The following is a 21,375-nucleotide window of genomic DNA, read 5'->3' on the forward strand; positions in this document are numbered from 1 at the left end:
CCGTGGCGACGGGCAATGGCTTTGATCGATGTGGAGGTCTTGCAGGCCTCTTTGGCAACCTGCAGCTTGAAGCGCGCGTCATATCTGTTCATGTATCCCTCGGAGGTTGGATCTGGCGTCCAACTCCTGGGGGTCACTTCATCCCTGGGGGCTTGGCCGCGGCATCCATGCCGCGGACACCCCGCAAACCCACAGTCCCCTGCCTTCGACAGTTTCCCGGTGACGGCGGGACGCGCTTCGTAGCGTCGAGCCTGCTCTACTGGCAGCTCGGAAGCGGTGGAAGGAACGGGAAAAGAAGACGGATTACTGCGAGCGCGCGCAGCGCGCGACCCGCCTTTGTTTTTGATTTTGTTCTTGCCTGCGGCCCGCGCGATGTATGGCGGGCCGGGTGGGTGGGGCGTGCAGGACCGTTGGCGCCATGGATGGCGCCATCGAGCCCCCATGGATGGGTTTACGGCGTGTCCTGCACGCCCCACCCGCCCGGCCCATCACCCGCATCCATCAGTGCGCGCGCCGCAGAGGGGGCAGCGCCCGGTGGAGTGGAATACCTCAGTACCGCTTGATGCCCGGCACGGTGCAGCCTTCAATCTGCGCATGCGCCGACACCGCATTCTCCTTCTCGCCCCGGGCCAGCCGCGACTGCTCGATCGTCGCCCAGTGCCGGCGGCACAGCGGCCCGGTCTTCGAGCCCAGATCCACGGCCTTGCGCGCGAACGTCTCCGCCTGTGCCCACTGCCCCTGCAGCAGCGCCAGTTCGGCACGCTCCTGCAGCACGGCCGGGTCACCGGCCACGATCTCCAGCGCATGGTCCAGACTGCTGGCGGCACCGGCGAGGTCGTTGGCCTGGCGCTGCGCCTGTGCGGCCAGCCTCAGGTCTTCCACCTGCGAATCACGCAGCGGCTGCACCGACAGTTCCTTGTCGTCCGGACCCGCTGCAGCATCCACGGCCGCCAGGCGCTGCGCCGGCGTGGTGGTATCGACCGGCTTGACTACCGGCGGCGCGCTGCTCACGCAGGCGGCCAAGGCCAGGCTTAGGCCGGTCAGGGCCAGGGGCTGCAGCAGGGTACGCATGTTCATCGGCATCATCGGCTCGGGGGAGAAGTGGTGGCGGCAGGTTCGGCGGGTGCTTCCGGCTTGCGGTCCAGGCCGAACCAGCTGCGCCAGCCACCGCCCTCGCCTTCAGCCTCGCCCTGCCCCTCGGGCGACGCGGCCGGCGCGCACGGCGCATAGGCAGGCGCATAGCCCACCACGAACGGGAAACGACGCGCGCCGGGGCAGCCTTCATCGGTGCTGTTGAGACCGGTGGGAGCCACCGGCTGCCAATCCAGGCCCTTGTTGCTGACCCGCAATGGCGCACTCGGCAGGCGCTGGAAGATGCCCGACCAGACCCGCATCGCGCCAGTGGCGCCATACAGGCCGGCCTGCTGGTTCTGATCGTTGCCGATCCAGATCACCGCCAGGTGGTCGCCGGTGTAGCCGGCATACCAGCTGTCACGGCCATCGTTGGTGGTGCCGGTCTTGCCGGCTGGCTGCAGACGGCCGAGGCCATCAGCATTGAGCCGCTGCGCGGTACCGCTGGCGACGACCTGCTGCAGGCCGACACTGATCAGGTTGGCGGCAATCGAATCGCCTTCCTGTGCCGGTGCCGGGGTCTTGTCGTAGCGCTTGAGCAGCTTGCCCTGCGGATCGAGCACGCCACGCACGGCGTGCAACGGCTGGATCTCACCACCGGACGCGAGGAACTGGTACAGCTGCGCCATCGCATACGGGCTCTGGTCGGTCGAGCCGAGGATCACCGCCGGATTGGCCTCGGCCTTGATGCCGGCCAGCACATGGATCAGCTGGGTCACGCGCTCGGGGCCGACCTGCATGCCCAAGCGCACCGTCGCCTGGTTGTACGAATGCGCCAGCGCATCGATCAGGCGCACCGTGCCGTGGCTGCGGTTGTCGGCGTTGCCGGGGCTCCAGTTGCGGCCGCGGCCGAGCTGCACCGTCACCGGCGAATCATCGACCCAGCTGGCCAGCGAATAGCGGTCAGGCTGCGCCAGGGCCAGCAGGTACACGAACGGCTTGAGCAGCGAACCGACCGGGCGCTGCGCCTCGATCGCACGATTGAAGCCGACCTCGGACACCTCACGGCTGCCGATCACCGCCAGCACGTCGCCGTTGTGCACGTCGGTCAGCACCATGCCGGCCTGCAGCTCAGGGCGACGCTGGCTTTCCAGCGACTTGATGGTGCGGGTCACCGCGCCTTCGGCATAGGCCTGCGCGGACGGCGACATGCCGGTCATCACGCTCAGGCCCGCGCCCTGCAGCGCAGATTCCGGATAGTCATGCGCAAGCTGCCGGCGGACCAGGTCGACGTAGGCGGGGAAGCGGTTGGCAGCCACCAGGCCCGGTGTCTTGGGCACGCCCAGCGGAGCCTTCAGCGCGCGCTGGTACTCGGCATCGTCGATCAGCGTGGCGTCGTGCAGCTTGCCCAGCACGAAGTTGCGGCGATCCAGCGCGCGTTCCGGGTTGCGCCGCGGGTCGTAGAAGGACGGCCCCTTGACCAGGCCGATCAGCAGGGCGATCTGCTCGGTCTCCAGCGACTGCAGGTCACGCCCGAACCAGAATTCGGCGCCGGAGGACATGCCATGGATCGCCTGGCTGCCACGCTGGCCCAGGTACACCTGGTTGAGATACGCCTCGAAAATCGTGCGCTTGTCGTAGCGCGCTTCCATGATCAGCGCGTACAGCACCTCATTGAACTTGCGGGTGAGCGTCTGTTCCTTGCCGATGCCAAGCAGGCCGCTGCGGGCCAGCTGCTGGGTGAGCGTCGAAGCGCCCTGGCGGCTCTGGCCACCGGAACGGATCGTCACCCACACCGCGCGCGCGATGCCTGACAGGTCGATGCCGTGATGGCGGTTGAAGTCCTTGTCTTCCACTGCCTGCAGGCCGGTCACCAGCAGGTCCGGCGCCTCGTCCATGCGGATCAGGCGGCGTTCTTCCTGCTTCTGGCCGTACAGCGTGGCGATGCGCGCCGGATCCAGCCGCGCGGCCTTCAGTGCCTTGCGGCTGTCGGCGTCGCGCAGCGAGGCCACGCCGCCATCGGCCAGCGACAGCTCCACCCGGCGCGGCGCCACCCGGCCATCGACGTCGTTGTAGCCACGACTGGAGATCACAAAGCGACCGCCGTTCACCGCATAGGTGGCCGGCTCCTTGCCCTGCCCGTCATCACGATAGGCGGAGGCGGCCAGTTCGGTCTTCAGCGTGGACGCATCCATCGCCTTGCCGGGGGTGAGCACCAGCGGGCGCGCATACACGCGCGTCGGAATCTGCCAGCGCAGCTCGCCGAAACGCTGGGTCACCTGCTGGTTCAGGTACAGCGTATAGGGAATGAGGAAACCCAATCCCAATGCGACCGCAGCCATGCTCCAGGTGATCAGCCGGCGCCGCCACAGCGGACCGCTGTCCTGCTGGTCGTCGTCGAAATCGTCGATGTCGTCGGAATCGTAGCGTCGGGGCACGGGAATGCGAGAATGTAGGGTCTGGCGAGTCTACCCCAGCCACTGCGGCTGGCGAATTCTCCCGGGTTCCCCTGCTTAAGCTGGAGTTGCAACCGGATGGCGATGTCCCTGGCCGAGATCCGATACCTGATCAACCGCCTGTCGGGCCTGGCCCGCCGGAGCCTGGCAAGCCTGCGCACCCGCGGGTGGCGGGCCACCTGGCAACGCATCCGCGTGCACACCCAGCGCGCCGTTCCCGCGCCGCGCACGCCCCTGTTCCTGCCGCCAGCACAGGCTTTCGCCCCCTTCACGGTGCCGTTCAGCGAGTCGCCGGAGGTGAGCATCGTCATCCCGGTCTACAACCATGTCGGCCACACCCTGGCCTGCCTCCGCGCCCTGGCGGCACACCCGCCCGCAGCCGCGTGCGAGATCCTGGTGGTGGATGACGGCAGCAGCGACGCCACCGCACAGTGGATGCCGCAGGTGGCGGGGTTGCGCTATGAGGTGCGTGCGCACAACGGCGGCTTCATCGAAGCCTGCAACGAGGGTGTATCGCGCGCACGCGGCCGCTACGTGGTGCTGCTCAACAACGATACGGTGCCGCAGCCGGGCTGGCTCGACGCCCTGCTGGACACCTTCGGCAGCGTCCCCGACGCCGGCCTGGTCGGCAGCCAGCTGTTGTATCCCGATGGCCGCCTGCAGGAATCGGGCGGAGTGATCTTCGCCGATGGCAGTGGCTGGAGCTATGGCCGCTTCGAGGCCGCTGACGACCCGCGCTTTGCCAGCCTGCGCGACGTCGACTACTGCTCCGGTGCGGCGCTGATGCTGCCGCGTACCCTCTGGCAGCAGCTGGACGGCTTCGATACCCGCTACAGGCCGGCGTACTACGAGGACACCGACCTGGCCTTCCGCGTGCGTGCACAGGGCCTGCGCGTGCTGGTGCAGCCGGCCAGCCGGGTGATCCACGACGAAGGCACCAGCAACGGCACCGACACCGGCAGCGGGGTTAAGGCCTACCAGGTGCGCAACCAGGCCATCTTCGCCGCGCGCTGGGCCACCGAGTTGGCCCGCCATCCGGCGGTCGGCGCAGTGCCGTCGCCAGCGCTGCTGCTGCGCGGCCGGCGCCAGGTGCTGATCCTGGACGAGGAAGTACCGCAGCCCGATCGCGATTCCGGGTCGCTGCGCCAGGTCAATCTGATCCGCCTGCTGCTGCAGGGCGGTGCCCACGTGGTATTCGTCCCGACCCGGCGCGAGCATGCCGGCGCGGCGACCGAGGCGCTGCAGCGGATGGGCGTGGAAGTCTGGTACGCCCCCTTCCTGGACGGCGTGGCCGGCTGGCTGCGCAGCCATGGGTCGCGTTTCGACGTGGCGATGCTGGTGCGCCACCACGTCGCCCACGAGTGCCTGCCCCTGCTCAAGCGCTATGCGCCGCAGGCACGAACCGTGTTCGACACGGTCGACCTGCACTACCTGCGCGAACGCCGCGGTGCCGAAGTGGCCGGTGATACGGCGCTGCTGCGCGCAGCAGAACGCACCCGCAGCAGTGAATTGGCAGTGATGGAGCAGTGCGACATCACCGTGCTGGTCAGTGCGGCCGAACGGGAGCAGCTGCAGGCCGATGCGCCGCGGGTACGGGTGGAACTGATTTCCAACCTGCACGAGGTTGCCGGCGCCGGCGCCGTCTACGAGCAACGACACGATCTGGTGTTTGTCGGTGGCTTCCGCCATCCGCCGAACCTGGACGGGATGGAGTGGTTCATCGGCGAGGTCTTCGCCCACATCCGCGCCCGGCTACCGGAGGTACGCCTGCACTGCATCGGCGCCGCGGCGCCGGAATCGTTGCTGGCACTGGCCGCACGCCACCCCGGCGTGCAGATGCACGGATTCGTCGAAGACATCACGCCCTACATGGACGGCGCGCGCATTGCCATCGCACCGCTGCGGTTCGGTGCCGGCGTAAAAGGCAAGATCAACCTGAGCATGGCCCATGGCCAACCGGTAGTCGGTACCACCTGCGCCGTGGAAGGCATGCACCTGCATCCCGGCCAGGACGTACTGGTGGCCGATGACGCTACCGGTTTCGCCGATGCGGTGGTCCGCCTGTACCAGGACCCGCAGCTGTGGCAGCAGTTGTCCGATGCTGGCCTGGCCAACGTCGCCGAACATTTCTCACTCGAAGCCGCCCGTGCGACCGTGCAGCGGGTGTTCTTCGCCTAGTCCGCCCGTCCACCGGCGCGGCGCAGGCGATCTTCAAACGCCGGCAGTTCGGCCAGATCCGGCTGCAGCAACCGCGCCTGTTCGGCGGCATGCGCGGCGAAGGCCAGGTCACCGTTGCCGAGCCGCTCGCTGCCGATCGCCAGCCAGCGCTGGGCCAACCGCAGCCGCGCCGAGGGCAGTCCGGCTGCGGTCGGTGACAGGGTCTGCCAGGCCTGCAGGCAGGCGCCTGCCGCCTGCACGCGGTTCTGCCGCAGATTGTCGTCAAAGCAGCGTCGGCTGGCGGGCAGCAAGCGTGCGGCGGCTGCCTTCACCCGCGCATCGCGGGGAGCCAGCGACTGGGCTTCGCGCAACGCGTCGAACGCGCTGTGCCCGGGTGGGCTGATCCACTGCCCCGCGCGCTCGGCACGTTCGATCTTCCGCAGGTGGTCGCGCAGCTGGCGTTCGCGCTGCGCCGTGCTGACCGCGGGCTGCTGCAGGGCCCGCTGCGCCTGCTGCGCGCGCTGCAGGCGCTGCGCCAGTTGTTGCCGGACTGCCTGCGAAGCCCCCAGCTCCGCCGCCAGGGCCGCATCACGTTGCGCCGTATCGAACTGGAAGTCGTCGGCGGACTTCTGGCTGCGTGCAACCACTGCCTGCAGGGTCTGCTCACGCCCGCGCTGGGCATTGGAATCATCGGCGGCCACCACCAGCACCGCCTGGAAGCCCTTGGCCGCAGCTTCCAGCTGCTGCCGTCGCAACGCACGCTGCGCCTGCCGCAGGCGCCGGTCGGCGGCGCGCGCGAGGGCCTCCTCGCTCGCCGGTAGATCGGCATGACCAGCATCGAACTGACGGGCACGACGCAGGAGCGCGGCCGCCTCGGCCAACTCCCCTCGCTCCGCCAGCGTGCGTGCCTGCAGCAGCAGGTCGCTCAGCGCATCTTCGCGCCCTTCCAGCGCCGGCAGGTTGTCCGGCTGCAGGGCCAGTATGCGCTGGAACAAGGGCAACGCACTGTTGTCGCCGTCATCCAGGCGTCCGGCCGCGAACGCGTTACGCGCCTGCGCCAACAACGCACCAATACCGGCTCCGGCGCTGCGTCGCGCCTGCAACTGGCGGGCAACCGCATCGGCGTCGCCCTGCGGCACCTGCAGCTCACGGGCCAGTGCCAGAGCCTGCGCGCTGCCGTCCAGGTCATCCGCCTGCAGGCGATCGCGCGCCTGTTGCAGCGCTGCCGCGCCGGTATTGGCCAGGCCCTGGCGCGCCTGCGGGCGATCACCGTCCAGCGCCAGCGCCGCCTGGTAGCGCTCGCGCGCACCACTGCCATCGGCATCGCTCAGGCGCCCAGCCGCCAATGCACGATCCCCCTCGGCCAGCAGCTGTTCGATCTGCGGCTCATCCCAGAACCAGTCTGCCAACGGCTTGCGCAGCAGGACCAGCAGCACGAACACGGCCAGCGCTGCGAGCAGCGCCCAGCGCCAGATCCGGCGCGCATGGCGCGCCTGCAGCCACCACCAACGCCCCTCGCGACGGACGCGGTCCAGCGCAGGGTGTTCAGCGCCATGCGGGCGATGCGGGGGCTCGCGTTCCATGCGTGCAGGGTAGCCGGGGCAGCGTGAAGCTCAGCCGAGGCGACGCGCCTCGCTCACGCCCGGCAGCGCATCGAGCTTGCCCAGCAGCGTCGACAACTGCCCGTAGTCACTGACCTTCAGGCGCAGCCGAAGGTGGGCACGGCCACTGTTGCGCACGTTGTCACTGTGGATGTCGAGCACGTAGGCGTCTTCCTGGGCGATCAGGTTGGTGATGTCCTTCAGCAGCCAGCGGCGATCGACCGCATCGACCACCACGTCCACCTCGTAGCCGCCCCCGGCCTGGCCCCACTCCACCGGCAGGATGCGCTGCGGGCTGCTGGCCGCCAGCCGGGCCAGCGCGGCGCAGTCTGCACGATGCACGGTGACACCCCGGCTACGGGTCAGGTAGCCGATGATCGGCTCGCCGGCCACCGGCTGGCAGCAGCGTGCCAGCTGCACCAGCAGGTTGCCCACGCCCTGCACGGTGAACTTGGACTTGCCCAGGTTCTCGCGGCGCGCGGTTGGCCGCGGCAGGGACGGTGCGGGCGCGGGCTGGCTGGCGGCACGCTCCGCCTCCAGCAGCGCACGGCTGACCTGGCTCGGGCCGGTATCGCCCAGCGCCACCTGGATGTACAGGTCATCGACGCTGTCGGCATGGAACTTCTTCGCCGCCACGGCCAGGTCCGCGTGCTGCAGGCCCAGCCGCTTCAGCTCGCGCTCGAGCAGCTCGCGACCGGCCTGCACGTTGCGCGCGCGGTCCAGCTTGTGGAACCAGCTGCGCACCTTTTCGCGCGAGCGGTTGCTGGCCAGGAAGCCGTTGGCCGGCATCAGCCAGTCGCGGCGCGGATCGGCCTCCTTGCCGGTCAGGATCTCGACGCGGTCGCCGCTGCGCAGGCGGTAGGTCAGCGGCACGATGCGGCCGTTGACCTTTGCGCCGCGGCAGCGGTGCCCGACCATGGTATGCACCTGGTAGGCGAAATCGAGCGGGGTAGCGCCCTGCGGCAGGTCCAGCACCTCGTCCTTCGGGCTCAGCGCATAGACCCGGTCCTCGGTCAGCTCGGCATCAAGCGCCCCGGCCAGTTCATTACCCTGCCCGTCCTGCGCCTGTTCCAGCAACTGGCGCATCCAGGTGATCTTGCGGTCGAAGGACTTCTCCGCGCCCTTGCCACCTTCCTTGTACTTCCAGTGCGCGGCCACGCCCAGCTCGGCCTGCGAGTGCATCTCGTGGGTACGGATCTGCACTTCGATGGTGCGCCCTTCCGGGCCGACCACGGCGGTGTGCAGCGAGCGATAGTCGTTGGCCTTCGGGCGTGCGATGTAATCATCGAACTCGCTGGGTACCGGTGCCCACAGCGCGTGCACCACGCCCAACGCGGCATAACAGGCGGCGACGTCGTCGACCATCACGCGCACCGCACGGATGTCATACAGCTGGTCGAAGGCCAGCCGCTTCTTCTGCATCTTCCGCCAGATGCTGTAGATGTGCTTCGGGCGGCCGCTGACTTCGGCCTTGATGCCTTGGGCGACCAGCTCGCGCGACAGCACCTTCTTGACGTTCTCGACGTAACGCTCGCGGGCGATGCGGGTTTCATCCACCTCGCGGGCGATGCGGCGGTAGGTTTCCGGTTCCAGGTGGCGGAACGCCAGGTCCTCCAGCTCCCACTTCAGCTGCCAGATGCCCAGCCGGTTGGCCAGGGGCGCGTGGATGTCGCGGGTCAGCTGGGCCAGCGCGCGGCGCTGCTCCTCGTCCAGCTTGTCGGCCGCGCGCATCCGCGCCAGCTGCCGTGCCAGCAGGATCGGCACCACGCGCAGGTCGCGGATGATCGCCAGCAGCAGCCGGCGCAGGCCTTCGCTGTTGCGCCCCGCCTCACGGCCGGCGTGCAGCGCCCACACCGGGTCGGCCGCATCCTGGCCATCCAGCAGGCCGATCACCGCCGCCTTGTGGTTGCCCAGCGGCAGCTGGTCCAGGCTGGCGCGCAGGCCCGGCAGGTCGAACAGCAATGCGGCCACCACTGCGCCTTCATCGGCCGAGAGCATCGCCAGCGCATCGAGGGTATCGCCCAGCACCGACCAGGTGGCACGCATCTGGTGCTCGCAATCCGGCGCTTCCCAATGCTCACGCAGGGCCTGGCGCAGCGGAGCAGGCAGCACCGCTGCCGAGGGACGGTTCAACAAGGCATCCAGGCCAGGGACGGAAGCGCGGTTCACAGCATCGAGCAGGCAAGACAGAGGCCTCTACACTAGCGCCGGCGCCGTTCAGGGACAATCACTGCACCCACCATCACCCGGCATGAAGACATGCCGCTACACTCGCCCACACACCCAGGAGAGACCCGCCATGCCTTCGATTGCCCCGCGCGTCCGTCCACGGCTGCTGGCCTGTGCCGCCGTGCTGCTGTCCCTGTCCGCGCCTGCGCTGGCCCAGCGCGTGGTGGAGGGCGACCTGCAGCAGCAGATGTCGCCCTCCGAGTTCAAGGCCGCCGGCCTGGACAAGCTCAGTGCCGGTGAACTGGCCACGCTCAACCGCTGGCTGCAGGGCAAGGTCGAGGCGGCCACCACCCAGGCCGTCGCCGCAGCGCGCGAAGAAGGCCGCCAGGAAGTGATCAAGAAGAACCGCGGCTTCCTGGACTTCGGCAGCAGCGAACCGATCGAAAGCAACCTGCAGGGCGAATTCCGTGGATTCGGCCAGGGCCGCCGCTACGTGCTGCAGAACGGCCAGGAGTGGGAGCAGATAGACGCCACGCACTATTCCGGTGGCCGCAAGGACGCCCCGGGCGTCAGCATGCGCCCAGGGGTGATGGGCGCGTGGTATATGAAGGTGGACGGGGTGAACGTGCAGCCGAAGGTTCGCCGCACCAAGTAACGCCCGGGCATTCCGGCCATGCCGGCTCCCTGCCCGGCCGGCCACGGTCGCCCGACGGGGCGACCGTGGCGCGCTCAGGCCTGGCGCAATGCAGCCACGCGCTGCGCCAGCTTCTTCGCCGAGATACCGGTGCGTGCACCCAGCTCCTGCGCGAACAGCGATACCCGCAGTTCTTCCAGATCCCAGCGCAGCGCCTGCCATTGCGGGCGATCACGCAGGCCCTGCTGCTCGCCCGCCTCCAGCGCTTCCAGGAACGGGTGCAGTTCCAGCATGCGCGCCTGGTCACGCGGCGGATCACGCTTGGCACGTTCGGTGCGCAGGATCATCGCCTTCAGATAGCGTGGGTACTGCGCCAGCGCGTCGGCCGGCGTGTCGCGCAGGAAGCCGGGGTGGATCAGCCCGGCCAGCTGCGCTTCCATGTCGTCCAGGTTGCCGCGCGCCCAGCCCATCAACGGCGCTTCCAGCATAGGCTTCAGCTCCGCCACCAGCGCCAGAATGGTCTCGGCCAGCTTCAGCCGCGACATCGCCTCGCCAAACAGGGCCTTGGCGGCGTGTTCGCGACGCTGCTCGAACGCCGTCGCATCGCGGATTTCCTCCAGGCCCTCGGCCAGCACCGCGTTCATCGCCGCATCGACCAGGTCACCACGCAGCCGCTCCTGCGATTCGATCGCGGCATACAACAGGCCGGTCTTGGCACCGACCGGCAACTGCTTGCGTGCCTGCTTCACCTTCTCGGCCAGGGCGATCTCCAGCAGGCGGCGCACGCCCAGCGGATGGGCGTCCTGCGCCTGCTGGCGATCGGCGAAGATGCGCAGCGCCACGCTGTCGCCCTCGTCCAGCAGCGCCGGATAGGCCGGCACGCCGGCTTCACCGGGTACCTGCAGCGGAATCGGCGTGGCCGGGAACGTGCGCAGGCCGTCAGCCGCCATCTCGCGCCCGGCACGCGCGGCGAAGGCATCGCCAGCACGGCCACCGAATTTCGCGCGCAGCGCTTCCAGATCACGCGAGGTGGCAAGCACCTTGCCCTGTTCGTCGCGCAGCCGCAGGTTCATGTGCAGGTGCGGCTCGATCGAACCCGGCTCGAAATCCAGTGCGGTCACCGTCGCGCCGGTCGCACGTGACAGGAAACGCGCCAGCTCGCCAGTGATGGCATCAGCGCTGGGCTGCGGGAAGGCCTCGTAGAACGCGCGACCGAAGTCCGGCGCCGGCACGTAGTTGCGGCGCATCGCCTTGGGCAGGCTGCGGATCAGTGCCGAGGCCTTGTCGGCGACAAAGCCCGGCGCCAGCCAGCCCAGCTGCACCGGATCCAATGCGTTGAGCAGGTGCAGCGGCACGTCCAGGGTCACGCCATCGTCGTCGGCCCCCGGTTCGAAGCGGTAGTGCAGCGGCAAGCGCGCCTGGCCCAGCGCCAGGTACTTCGGATAGCGTTCCTGTTCGCTGCCCTCACCGGGCAACAGGTCTGCCAACGACCAGTGCAGCGCCTTGCGCTGCTCCGGCGCCAGCCCTTTCCACCAGCTATCCAGTCCCGCCGCCGAGTGGATCTGCGGCGGCACCCGGTCCAGGTACCAGCGTGCCTGCCAGTCTTCGTCGGCAACGATGCCGGCGCGGCGCAGCTTGGCTTCTTCCTCGCGCGCGACCTCCAGCACCTTCTGGTTGTCGGCGACGAAACTGGCACGGGTATTGATCTCGCCGGTCACCAGCGCCTGGCGCACGAAGATGTCATGCGCCTCGCCCGGCGCGATGCGGCCGTAATGGACCGGTTTCTTCGGTGCCAGCACCAGGCCGAACAGGCTGATCTGCTCGGACGCCAGCACCTGGCCCTGCGCGCGCGACCAGTGCGGGTCGAAGTGTTTGCGCAGCAGCAGGTGCGGCAGCTCGGCAATCACCCAGTCCGGTTCGATCGCGGCCAGGGTCATGCCCCAGACCTTCTGCGTGTCCAGCAGGTTGGCCACCAGCAGCCACGGCGGCGGGCGCTTGGACAGCGCCGAGCCCGGGAACGGCAGGAAGCGGCGCTGGCGCGGCGCCTGGAAATCGCCCTTCTCGGTGCGGTGGCCGATCTGCGTCGGCAGGCCCGCCACCAGTGCACGGTGCAGGGTCTGGTAGGCGGCCGCGCGCACACGCTCGCTGAAACCACCGCCAGCCGGCGCCTGTTCCCTCTGTTCGCGCACGGCCACCGGGGCCGGTGCGGCCTCGGCCTTGCCTTCGCGGGCCAAGCGCGCGGCGCGGTGCAGCTGGCCACGGGTGGCCTTCACCGCCGCTGCATCATCACGCGCTGGGGCCGGCGCACTGCTGCCAGCCAGCAGCGGTGCCATCGAGGCATCGGTGGTTTCTTCCTTCCAGCCCAGTTCCTCGCACAGCAGGCGCAGCTGGCGATGCAGCTCGCGCCACTCGCGCATGCGCAGGAAGCCGAGGAAATGACGTCCGCACCAGTCGCGCAGCTTGGACTGGGTCAGGTCTTCGTGGGCCTGCCGGTAGGCATCCCACAGGCGCAGCACGCCGACGAACTCGGAGCGGCCATCGGCGAACTGCGCATGCGCGTTGTCGGCGGCACCGCGCGCTTCCGGCGGGCGTTCGCGCGGGTCCTGGATGCCCAGGAACGAGGCAATCACCAGCATCGGCCGCAGGCAGCCTGCAGCCTGTGCGGCCACCAGCATGCGCGCCAGCTTCACGTCCACCGGCAGGCGCGCCATCTGCTTGCCGATGGTGGTCATGCGCCGCTCGGCATCGATCGCGCCCAGCTCGGTCAGCTGCTGCCAGCCATCGGCAACGGCACGCTCGTCCGGCGCCTCCAGGAACGGGAACTCCTCGATGCGGCCCAGGCCCAGCTGCAGCATGCGCAGGATCACGCCGGCCAGGCTGGAACGGCGGATTTCCGGATCGGTGAACTCCGGCCGCGCCTGGAAATCCGCCTCGGCGTACAGGCGGTAGCAGATGCCTTCGGCGATACGGCCGCAGCGGCCCTTGCGCTGGTTGGCGCTGGCCTGCGAGATCGGCTCGATGTGCAGGCGATCCAGCTTGTTGCGCGGGCTGTAGCGCTTGACGCGGGCGAAGCCCGGATCGACCACGTAGCGGATGCGTGGCACCGTCAGCGAGGTCTCGGCCACGTTGGTGGCCAGCACGATGCGCCGGTTCGGCCCGGGGTTGAACACCCGGTCCTGGTCCTGGTTGGACAGGCGCGCGTACAGCGGCAGCACCTCGGTATTGCGGTACTTGCGCCGTTCCAGAGACTGGTGCGCATCGCGGATCTCGCGCTCGCCCGGCAGGAAGATCAGCACGTCGCCGCGTGCGTCCAGGCGGGTGATCTCGTCGACAGCCGACACGATGGCATCGTTGACGGTGCGTTCGCCCTGGTCTTCGCCCTCGCCTTCCAGCGCGCGGTAGCGCACTTCCACCGGGTAGGTGCGGCCTTCGACGCTGATCACCGGTGCGTTGTCGAAATGCTGGGCGAAGCGTTCGGTGTCGATGGTGGCCGAAGTGACGATCAGCTTCAGGTCCGGGCGCTTGCGCAGCAGCTGCTTCAGGTAGCCCAGCAGAAAGTCGATGTTGAGGCTGCGTTCGTGTGCCTCGTCGACGATGATCGTGTCGTAGTTCGACAACCAGCGGTCGCTGGCGATCTCCGCCAGCAGGATGCCGTCGGTCATGAACTTGATGCGGCTGTCGTCGCTGACCTTGTCATTGAAGCGTACCTGGTAGCCCACCAGCTGGCCCAGTTCGCTCTGCAGTTCCTGCGCCACGCGGCTGGCGACCGCACGTGCGGCGATCCGTCGCGGCTGGGTGCAGCCGATCATGCCGGCCTGGCCACGGCCTGCGGCCAGGCACAGTTTCGGCAGCTGGGTGGTCTTGCCCGAACCGGTTTCACCGGCGATCACCACCACCTGGTGGTCGCGGATCAGTTTGATGATCGCGTCGGCTTCACGCGCAATCGGCAGCTGCGGGTCCAGAGTAATGGACGGCTGCTGTTGCGCCCGCACCTGCCGGCGCTGCACCGACGCCTGCAAGGCCTGCTCGAAAGTAGCGGCCAGTGCCGCATCCTGCGGCTTGGCCTGGCAACGCGAGAGCATTCCCAGCAAACGGCCCCGGTCGCGGCTCATGGCGCCGTCGATGGCGGCGCGCTGTTGGCGCAGGCGGGGCGATGGATTTTTATCGATAGAGTTCATCAATCGGTTCGTTCAAAACTTTGAAAGCGACCAGTCATCACGACCGGTTTATTGTGAAGGCCAACGATTCCATAAGGAGGAACCTCATGGCGAAGACCAAAAGCACGACCAAGGCCAAGACCGGCAAGCAGAAGCTTGCAGCGGCGGCACCGTCGGCGCCGAACATCGATATCGGGATCACCCAGGGCGACCGCAAGAAGATCGCCGACGGTCTGTCGCGCTTCCAGGCCGATGCGTTCACGCTCTACCTGAAGACGCACAACTTCCACTGGAACGTGACCGGGTCGATGTTCAACTCGCTGCACACCATGTTCGAGACGCAGTACACCGAGCAGTGGGCGGCACTGGACGACGTGGCCGAGCGCATCCGCGCGCTGGGCTTCAATGCCCCGGGCTCCTACCGGGAATTCGCTGCGCTGACCTCGATCGTCGAGGAACCGGGCCTGACCGACAGTGCGGACTGGCGTGAAATGGTACGCCAGTTGGTGGTCGCCAACGAAGCGGTATGCCGTACGGCGCGTGAAGTGCTGGATGTGGCGGCCAAGGGTGACGATGCCCCGACCGAGGATCTGATGACCCAGCGCCTGCAGACCCACGAGAAGTACGCCTGGATGCTGCGCTCGCTGTTGCAGTAAGGGTTGGGGGTGTTCGGCAGGGCTTGCAGCCCTGCACCCGCCGAAGCCTTCAAGCCAGAGCCAGAGCAAAAGCCAGTTTCCTGAAGGTTGGCGGGGTGGGTCCGGTTGAGGGGGACGCCGTGAACCCGTCCATGGGGGCTTGGTCGCGGCATCCATGCCGCTCACACCCCCTCAACCGGACCCACCCCGCCTTCGACAGATTTCCGCGATCTGCCAGGGCATTGCTTGGGGTCAGATCCGTTTTCCGCAGGAAAACGGATCTGACCCCATTTTGATTGTCGATATCTGACAGATTTCATCCACGCATGGCGTGGATCTACCCGCCACCGGGCCAAGTCTGGGGGAGAGCCCCCTGAGTCAGGGGGCGGACGCGAAGCGGCGGGGGTCTGGGAGCTGGTAAGTGGGGCCCGCGTTTCGCGCAGCGAAGCGTGGGAGCGGCAGCGCGCATGCGATGGCGCGTTCCCAAGGCGCAGCCCTGCCGAGACACCCCCGCCGGGGTAAACTAGCCGGATGGCTTCCCGTCCCGCGCACGACCTGCTTCAACGCGTCTTTGGTTACGACGATTTCCGTGGTCCGCAGCAGGACATCGTGGAGCATGTGGCTGCCGGTCACGACGCCCTGGTGCTGATGCCCACCGGCGGCGGCAAATCGCTGTGCTATCAGGTCCCGGCCCTGCTGCGTGACGGTTGCGGCATCGTCATCTCGCCGCTGATCGCACTGATGCAGGACCAGGTCGAAGCCCTGCGCCAGCTCGGCGTGCGCGCCGAGTACCTGAATTCAACCCTGGATGCCGAGACCGCCGGCCGCGTCGAGCGCGAGCTGCTCGCCGGCGAACTGGACATGCTGTATGTCGCCCCTGAGCGGCTGCTGACCGGGCGTTTCCTGTCGCTGCTGTCGCGCAGCCAGATCGCCCTGTTCGCCATCGACGAAGCACACTGCGTGTCGCAGTGGGGCCATGACTTCCGCCCCGAATATCGCCAGTTGACCGTGCTGCACGAGCGTTGGCCGCAGATCCCGCGGATCGCGCTGACCGCGACCGCCGATCCGCCGACCCAGCGCGAGATCGCCGAGCGCCTCGATCTGCAGGAAGCGCGCCATTTTGTCAGTTCCTTCGACCGTCCCAACATCCGCTACACCGTGGTGCAGAAGGACAACGCCCGCAAGCAGCTGACCGACTTCCTGCGCGGCCACCGTGGCGAGGCCGGCATCGTCTACTGCATGTCGCGGCGCAAGGTCGAGGAGACCGCTGAATTCCTCTGCGGCCAGGGCTTCAACGCTCTGCCTTACCACGCCGGCCTGCCGCCGGAAGTGCGCGCCGGCAACCAGCGCCGCTTCCTGCGCGAGGACGGCATCGTGATGTGTGCCACCATCGCCTTCGGCATGGGCATCGACAAGCCGGACGTGCGCTTCGTCGCGCATACCGACCTGCCCAAGTCGATGGAGGGCTACTATCAGGAAACCGGACGCGCAGGCCGCGATGGCGAAGCCGCCGAGGCCTGGCTGTGCTACGGCCTGGGTGATGTGGTACTGCTCAAGCAGATGATCGAGCAGTCCGAGGCGGGCGAAGAGCGCAAGCAGCTGGAGCGGGCCAAGCTCGACCATCTGCTGGGCTACTGCGAATCGATGCAGTGCCGCCGCCAGGTGCTGCTGGCCGGCTTCGGCGAGACCTACCCCCAGCCTTGCGGCAACTGCGACAACTGCCTGACGCCACCGGCCTCGTGGGACGCGACCATACCGGCACAGAAGGCGCTGAGCTGCGTCTATCGAAGCGGCCAGCGCTTCGGTGTCGGCCACCTGATCGACATCCTGCGCGGCAGCGAGAACGAGAAGGTGAGGCAGCAGGGCCACGACAAGCTGAGCACTTATGCCATCGGCCGCGACCTCGATGCACGCACCTGGCGCAGCGTGTTCCGCCAGCTGGTCGCGGCCAGCCTGCTGGAAGTGGACAGCGAGGGTCACGGTGGCCTGCGCCTGACCGATGCCAGCCGCGACGTGTTGACCGGCCGCCGCCAGATCAGCATGCGCCGCGACCCGGCCAGCAGCACCAGCGGACGCGAGCGCAGTGCGCAGCGCACCGGCCTGTCGGTGCTGCCGCAGGACCTGGCCCTGTTCAACGCGCTGCGCGGCCTGCGCGCCGAACTGGCCCGGGAACAGAACGTACCGGCGTTCGTGATCTTCCACGACAGCACCCTGCGCAACATCGCCGAGCAGCGCCCGACCAGCCTGGATGAACTGGCCCGGGTCGGCGGCATCGGCGGTACCAAGCTGAGCCGCTACGGCCCGCGCCTGGTCGAGATCGTCCGTGAAGAGGGCTGACGGTATCGCGTTGCCGCGCTGCGCGGCCGCCGGGCATGGCCCCAACGGCGCGCGGGCGCCCCTGTAGAGCCGAGCCCACGCTCGGCTGCCTCTGCGCGAACAGCAGCCGAGCGTGGGCTCGGCTCTACGCTGGTGCAGGTCCAATCTTGAACCGGCCATTCAGCCGGAAGTGCATCCGCGTCCGCTTGCGGCTAGATTAGCGTCATGTCCCTGGCCTCAACCCTGCTCCGCGTCGTGCTCATGCTCAGCCTGTTGCTCAACGGGCTGAACGCGGCCCTGGCCCGTGGTCACGAAGAAATGGGGCGGATGGCCCACGCCGCAGCCGCGGCTGTTGATGGCGGCACTGCCGACTGCCACCACCACGCGGGCATGCAGGCCGACCCGGCCCCGCAGGCCAAGGCCCCGGCCCACGACGCCCACTGCCAGATCAAGGACTGCGTGCGCAGCTGCGCCCAGCACCCGCTGTTGGCGGTGCTGCCGCTGCCGGTCATGGCCGGCCCGGCACTGTCGCTGGCCCCGCAGCCGATGCCGGCCACCGGCCGGCCGGCGCCGCCGCTGCCGCCGATCTCACGCCCTCCCATCGGCTGATTCCACACGCACCGTGCGCCCTGCGCACCGCAGCCGGCCGCCTGCCGGCGTCTTTACGTGTCTGGAGTCACCACCATGAATACCCGCATTCCCCCCGGTCCGGGCGCTGTGCCCATGCCGTCGCGCCGCCTGTTCGTGCAGGGCCTGGCCGCCGGTGGCGTGGTTGCCGGCATCGCCGCTGTCGGCGTGCCGCAGCGCGCGCTCGCCGCCGCCACGGCCGCCCCACGCCTGGCCGGCGCCCCCGCCGTGCTCAGCGACACCCGCATCGAACTGGCCATCGGCGAATCGCTGGCCAATTTCACTGGCCGCACCCGCCCGGCGATCACCGTCAACGGCTCGCTGCCGGCACCGATCCTGCGCTGGCGCGAAGGCCAGACCGTGGACCTGTTCGTGCGCAACACCCTGGAACGCCACCCGACCTCGATCCATTGGCACGGCATCCTGCTGCCTGCCAACATGGACGGTGTGCCGGGGCTGAGCTTCAACGGCATCGGCCCCGGTGAGACCTACCACTACCACTTCGAACTGAAGCAGTCGGGTACCTACTGGTACCACAGCCACTCGATGTTCCAGGAGCAGGCCGGCCTTTACGGAGCGCTGATCATCGACCCGGCCGAGCCGGCGCCCTACCACCACGACCGCGAGCACGTGATCCTGCTGTCCGACTGGACCGACATGGACCCCGGCGCGCTGTTCCGGCGCATGAAGAAGCTCGCCGAGCATGACAACTACTACAAGCGCACCCTGCCCGACTTCCTGCGTGACGTGAAGCGCGACGGTTGGTCGGCCGCGTTGTCCGACCGTGGCATGTGGGGGCGGATGCGGATGACGCCCACCGACATCTCGGACATCAATGCGCACACCTACACCTACCTGATGAATGGCACCGCTCCGGCCGGCAACTGGACCGGGCTGTTCCGCAGCGGCGAGAAAGTGCTGCTGCGCTTCATCAACGGCGCCTCGATGACCTACTTCGACGTGCGCATTCCCGGCCTGAAAATGACCGTGGTCGCCGCCGACGGCCAGTACATCCATCCGGTCAGCATCGACGAGTTCCGCATCGCGCCGGCCGAAACCTACGACGTGCTGGTGGAACCGACCGGGCAGGATGCGTTCACCATCTTCTGCCAGGACATGGGCCGTACCGGCTTTGCCGCCGGAACGCTGGCAGTCCGCCATGGCCTGCAGGCACCGATTCCCGCGCGCGACCCACGCCCGTTGCTGACGATGAGCGACATGGGGCACGACATGGGTAGTGGTGGCCATGGTGGCCATGGTGGCCATGACATGGCCGCGATGAAGGGCATGGAAGGCGGCTGCGGCGCCAGCATGGGCCACGACGGCGATACCGCCAGCAGGGCACCGAAGCACCCGGCCAGTGAGCGCAACAACCCGCTGGTGGACATGCAGAGCTCGGCTACCGAACCGAAGCTGGACGATCCCGGCATCGGCCTGCGCGACAACGGTCGCCAGGTACTCACCTACGGCGCGATGCGCAGCCTGTTCGAGGACCCCGATGGCCGCGAGCCGAGCCGCGAGATCGAGCTGCACCTGACCGGCCACATGGAGAAGTTCTCCTGGTCATTCGATGGCATTCCGTTCGCCAGCGCCGAGCCGCTGCGACTGAACTACGGCGAGCGCATGCGCATCGTATTGGTCAACGACACCATGATGCAGCACCCGATCCACCTGCACGGCGTGTGGAGTGATCTGGAGAACGCGCAGGGCGAATTCCAGCTGCGCAAGCACACCATCGACATGCCACCCGGCACCCGCCGCAGCTACCGCGTGCGTGCCGATGCGCTCGGTCGCTGGGCCTACCACTGCCATCTGCTGTACCACATGGAAGCGGGCATGATGCGCGAAGTGAGGATCGAAGAATGAGCCGCTCACTGCTTTCCCCCAGCCTGCTGGCCCTGGGCCTGGCCACCGCATTGCCGGTGTTCGCGCAGTCGCATGCCGGGCATGACATGGGCACGATGGACCCGCCGCCGAAGACCGCGAAGACCCCGGCCGAACCGGTCGATCATTCGAAGATGGATCATTCGAAGATGAACATGGGTGCGGCGGGTCAGGCCGGCGTGGACCACTCCACGATGGACCACTCGAAGATGGACCATGGCGCGATGCAGCCAGCGGCGATGGACCATTCCACGATGGATCACGCCGCCATGGGTCACGGCACGCCCGCACCGATCGAACCGCGCGAGCCGATCCCGGTTCCCACCGATGCCGACCGCGCTGCCGCCTTCCCTCCGATCGCGCATGGTGCGATGGAGCATGCACCACAGATCAACAGCCTGCTGCTGATCGATCGCCTCGAACACTGGGACGGCAAGAACAGCACCGGCCAGGCCTGGGAGGCCACCGGCTGGATCGGTGGCAACATCAACCGCCTGTGGTTGCGCACCGATGGCGAACGCAGCCGCGGCAGCACGGAATCGTCGTCACTGGAAGCACTGTATGGTCGCAGCGTATCGCCGTGGTGGGACGTGCTGATCGGCGTGCGCCAGGACTTCCGGCCGGCCGACTCGCGCACCTGGGCGGCCATCGGCATCCAGGGCCTGGCGCCGTACAAGTTCGAAAGCTCGGCGACGCTGTACATGGGTTCCGGTGGCCAGGTGCTGGCCAAGGCCGAGGTCGAGTACGACGTGCTGCTGACCAACCGCCTGATCCTGCAGCCGCTGCTGGAAGCCACCGTCGCAGCCAAGGATGAGCCGGAGTACGGCATTGGTCGCGGACTGAACAAGGTCGAAGCCGGGCTGCGCCTGCGTTATGAGTTCAGCCGCCGTTTCGCGCCGTACATCGGCATCAGCCACGAGCGCACGTTTGGCGACACCGCCGATCATGCTGGCGACCACGCACGCGACACGCGCTGGGTGGCGGGCGTGCGCATGTGGTTCTGAGCAGCGGTTCGTGAGCATTGGCCAGCCCCGGCAGCCGCCGGGGCCGGCTACACTGCGCCACGTTCCAATGCAGGCTCCGCCATGTCGCTGCAGATCCGCCGCGCCACCCTTGCCGATGTCGACGCCCTGTCGGCCATCGCGATTGCCACCTACAACGAAACCTGGGGCGACTCGTATCCGGCGCAGGAGCTGCAGGATTTCCTGCAGGCGCACTACAGCAGCGAGCCGCAGCGCGCCGAACTGTCCGACCCGCGCAGCGCGATCTGGCTGCTGGTGGACGGCGACAACGTGGTCGGCTACCTGGCTGCTGGTGCCAACACCCTGCCGCATGCCGAGGCCCGCGAAGGCGACATCGAACTGAAGCGGTTCTACATCCTGGCCGCACACCAGAACGGCGGCCATGGTGCACGCCTGATGGACGCGTTCATGGCCTGGCTGGACCAACCGCACCGCCGCACCCTGTGGGTGGGCGTCTGGGAGGAGAACTTCGGCGCGCAGCGCTTCTACGCGCGTTATGGCTGCAGCAAGGTCGGCGAGTACGACTTCATCGTCGGGGATACGCGCGACCGCGAGTTCATCCTGCGGCGGACGTGATCACGCGCTCCATGTAGAGTCGAGCTTGCTCGACTATAGGCGGCAACATCCAGTCGAGCATGGCTCGACG

At 68.2% G+C, this 21,375-nt stretch carries 14 protein-coding genes; 8 read left to right on the plus strand and 6 right to left on the minus strand.

The genetic code is table 11. The features are described from left to right. The 3 genes from AC5P7X_RS19490 to mrcB form a co-directional block, all read right to left on the minus strand. On the minus strand, positions 1 to 92 hold a 92-nt coding region (locus AC5P7X_RS19490), incomplete at its 3' end, for a transposase (RefSeq protein ID WP_495215275.1). A gap of 457 nt (positions 93 to 549) precedes the next feature. Next, on the minus strand, positions 550 to 1,086 hold the full coding sequence (locus AC5P7X_RS19495; protein ID WP_050562713.1) for a hypothetical protein: 537 nt from the start codon (positions 1,084 to 1,086) through the stop codon (positions 550 to 552). Continuing rightward, on the minus strand, positions 1,083 to 3,509 hold the full coding sequence (gene mrcB / locus AC5P7X_RS19500) for a penicillin-binding protein 1B (RefSeq protein WP_069139358.1): 2,427 nt from the start codon (positions 3,507 to 3,509) through the stop codon (positions 1,083 to 1,085). Before mrcB ends, AC5P7X_RS19495 begins: the two co-directional genes overlap by 4 nt. A 96-nt stretch (positions 3,510 to 3,605) precedes the next feature. Here mrcB and AC5P7X_RS19505 point away from each other — a divergent pair, with 96 nt between their 5' ends. Beyond that, entirely contained in the window at positions 3,606 to 5,705 is a 2,100-nt protein-coding gene (locus AC5P7X_RS19505) for a glycosyltransferase (protein ID WP_053500602.1), read from the plus strand. Here the strand turns inward: AC5P7X_RS19505 and AC5P7X_RS19510 are convergent. Together AC5P7X_RS19510 and AC5P7X_RS19515 are read right to left on the minus strand one after the other, a co-directional pair. Then, the gene (locus AC5P7X_RS19510; RefSeq protein WP_053500604.1) at positions 5,702 to 7,267 is read right to left on the minus strand and encodes a hypothetical protein; all 1,566 of its coding nucleotides are present in this window, start codon (positions 7,265 to 7,267) and stop codon (positions 5,702 to 5,704) included. The two genes, AC5P7X_RS19505 and AC5P7X_RS19510, sit on opposite strands and share 4 nt — an antisense overlap. 30 nt (positions 7,268 to 7,297) lie before the next feature. Continuing rightward, positions 7,298 to 9,454: a RelA/SpoT family protein gene (locus AC5P7X_RS19515; protein WP_206620877.1), complete on the minus strand. Its 2,157-nt coding sequence runs from the start codon at positions 9,452 to 9,454 to the stop codon at positions 7,298 to 7,300. Positions 9,455 to 9,584: 130 nt separating this feature from the next. Between AC5P7X_RS19515 and AC5P7X_RS19520 the strand changes: the two genes are divergently transcribed. Then, positions 9,585 to 10,109, plus strand: a complete 525-nt coding sequence (locus AC5P7X_RS19520; protein WP_053500608.1) for a hypothetical protein — start codon at positions 9,585 to 9,587, stop codon at positions 10,107 to 10,109. A 74-nt stretch (positions 10,110 to 10,183) separates the two neighbouring features. On the opposite strand, the gene hrpA is transcribed toward AC5P7X_RS19520, so the two are convergent. Further along, on the minus strand, positions 10,184 to 14,266 hold the full coding sequence (gene hrpA, locus AC5P7X_RS19525; protein ID WP_329843653.1) for an ATP-dependent RNA helicase HrpA: 4,083 nt from the start codon (positions 14,264 to 14,266) through the stop codon (positions 10,184 to 10,186). An 86-nt stretch (positions 14,267 to 14,352) separates the two neighbouring features. Here hrpA and AC5P7X_RS19530 point away from each other — a divergent pair, with 86 nt between their 5' ends. The 6 genes from AC5P7X_RS19530 to AC5P7X_RS19555 all read left to right on the plus strand — a co-directional run bounded on the left by AC5P7X_RS19530 (position 14,353) and on the right by AC5P7X_RS19555 (position 21,305). Continuing rightward, positions 14,353 to 14,901 (plus strand): Dps family protein, encoded by a 549-nt coding sequence (locus AC5P7X_RS19530; protein ID WP_005418469.1) that lies wholly within the window; start codon positions 14,353 to 14,355, stop codon positions 14,899 to 14,901. A gap of 510 nt (positions 14,902 to 15,411) precedes the next feature. Then, positions 15,412 to 17,217, plus strand: coding sequence for a DNA helicase RecQ (gene recQ / locus AC5P7X_RS19535; protein ID WP_005418471.1), 1,806 nt, complete (start codon positions 15,412 to 15,414; stop codon positions 17,215 to 17,217). Between the two features lie 204 nt (positions 17,218 to 17,421). Beyond that, positions 17,422 to 17,805, plus strand: coding sequence for a CopL family metal-binding regulatory protein (locus AC5P7X_RS19540; protein WP_329843659.1), 384 nt, complete (start codon positions 17,422 to 17,424; stop codon positions 17,803 to 17,805). 75 nt (positions 17,806 to 17,880) lie between these two features. After that, positions 17,881 to 19,689 (plus strand): copper resistance system multicopper oxidase, encoded by a 1,809-nt coding sequence (locus AC5P7X_RS19545; RefSeq protein ID WP_329843658.1) that lies wholly within the window; start codon positions 17,881 to 17,883, stop codon positions 19,687 to 19,689. Then, on the plus strand, positions 19,686 to 20,711 hold the full coding sequence (locus tag AC5P7X_RS19550; protein WP_053499355.1) for a copper resistance protein B: 1,026 nt from the start codon (positions 19,686 to 19,688) through the stop codon (positions 20,709 to 20,711). The genes AC5P7X_RS19545 and AC5P7X_RS19550 overlap by 4 nt, the downstream gene beginning before the upstream one ends. 81 nt (positions 20,712 to 20,792) lie before the next feature. Next, a complete protein-coding gene (locus AC5P7X_RS19555; protein WP_005418491.1) occupies positions 20,793 to 21,305 on the plus strand; it encodes a GNAT family N-acetyltransferase in 513 nt (170 codons plus the stop codon). Positions 21,306 to 21,375 lie beyond the last annotated feature (70 nt).

The sequence above is a fragment of the Stenotrophomonas sp. YJH_SMC_53 genome (genome assembly GCF_059369995.1).

What these genes read in the sequence shown, in the direction of transcription:
- AC5P7X_RS19495 (WP_050562713.1), bottom strand. Translation starts at nt 1,086, where the DNA reads ATGATGCCGATGAACATGCGTACCCTGCTGCAGCCCCTGGCCCTGACC.
- AC5P7X_RS19505 (WP_053500602.1), top strand. Translation starts at nt 3,606, where the DNA reads ATGGCGATGTCCCTGGCCGAGATCCGATACCTGATCAACCGCCTGTCG.
- AC5P7X_RS19510 (WP_053500604.1), bottom strand. Translation starts at nt 7,267, where the DNA reads ATGGAACGCGAGCCCCCGCATCGCCCGCATGGCGCTGAACACCCTGCG.
- AC5P7X_RS19520 (WP_053500608.1), top strand. Translation starts at nt 9,585, where the DNA reads ATGCCTTCGATTGCCCCGCGCGTCCGTCCACGGCTGCTGGCCTGTGCC.
- hrpA (WP_329843653.1), bottom strand. Translation starts at nt 14,266, where the DNA reads ATGAACTCTATCGATAAAAATCCATCGCCCCGCCTGCGCCAACAGCGC.
- AC5P7X_RS19530 (WP_005418469.1), top strand. Translation starts at nt 14,353, where the DNA reads ATGGCGAAGACCAAAAGCACGACCAAGGCCAAGACCGGCAAGCAGAAG.
- recQ (WP_005418471.1), top strand. Translation starts at nt 15,412, where the DNA reads ATGGCTTCCCGTCCCGCGCACGACCTGCTTCAACGCGTCTTTGGTTAC.
- AC5P7X_RS19540 (WP_329843659.1), top strand. Translation starts at nt 17,422, where the DNA reads ATGTCCCTGGCCTCAACCCTGCTCCGCGTCGTGCTCATGCTCAGCCTG.
- AC5P7X_RS19545 (WP_329843658.1), top strand. Translation starts at nt 17,881, where the DNA reads ATGAATACCCGCATTCCCCCCGGTCCGGGCGCTGTGCCCATGCCGTCG.
- AC5P7X_RS19550 (WP_053499355.1), top strand. Translation starts at nt 19,686, where the DNA reads ATGAGCCGCTCACTGCTTTCCCCCAGCCTGCTGGCCCTGGGCCTGGCC.
- AC5P7X_RS19555 (WP_005418491.1), top strand. Translation starts at nt 20,793, where the DNA reads ATGTCGCTGCAGATCCGCCGCGCCACCCTTGCCGATGTCGACGCCCTG.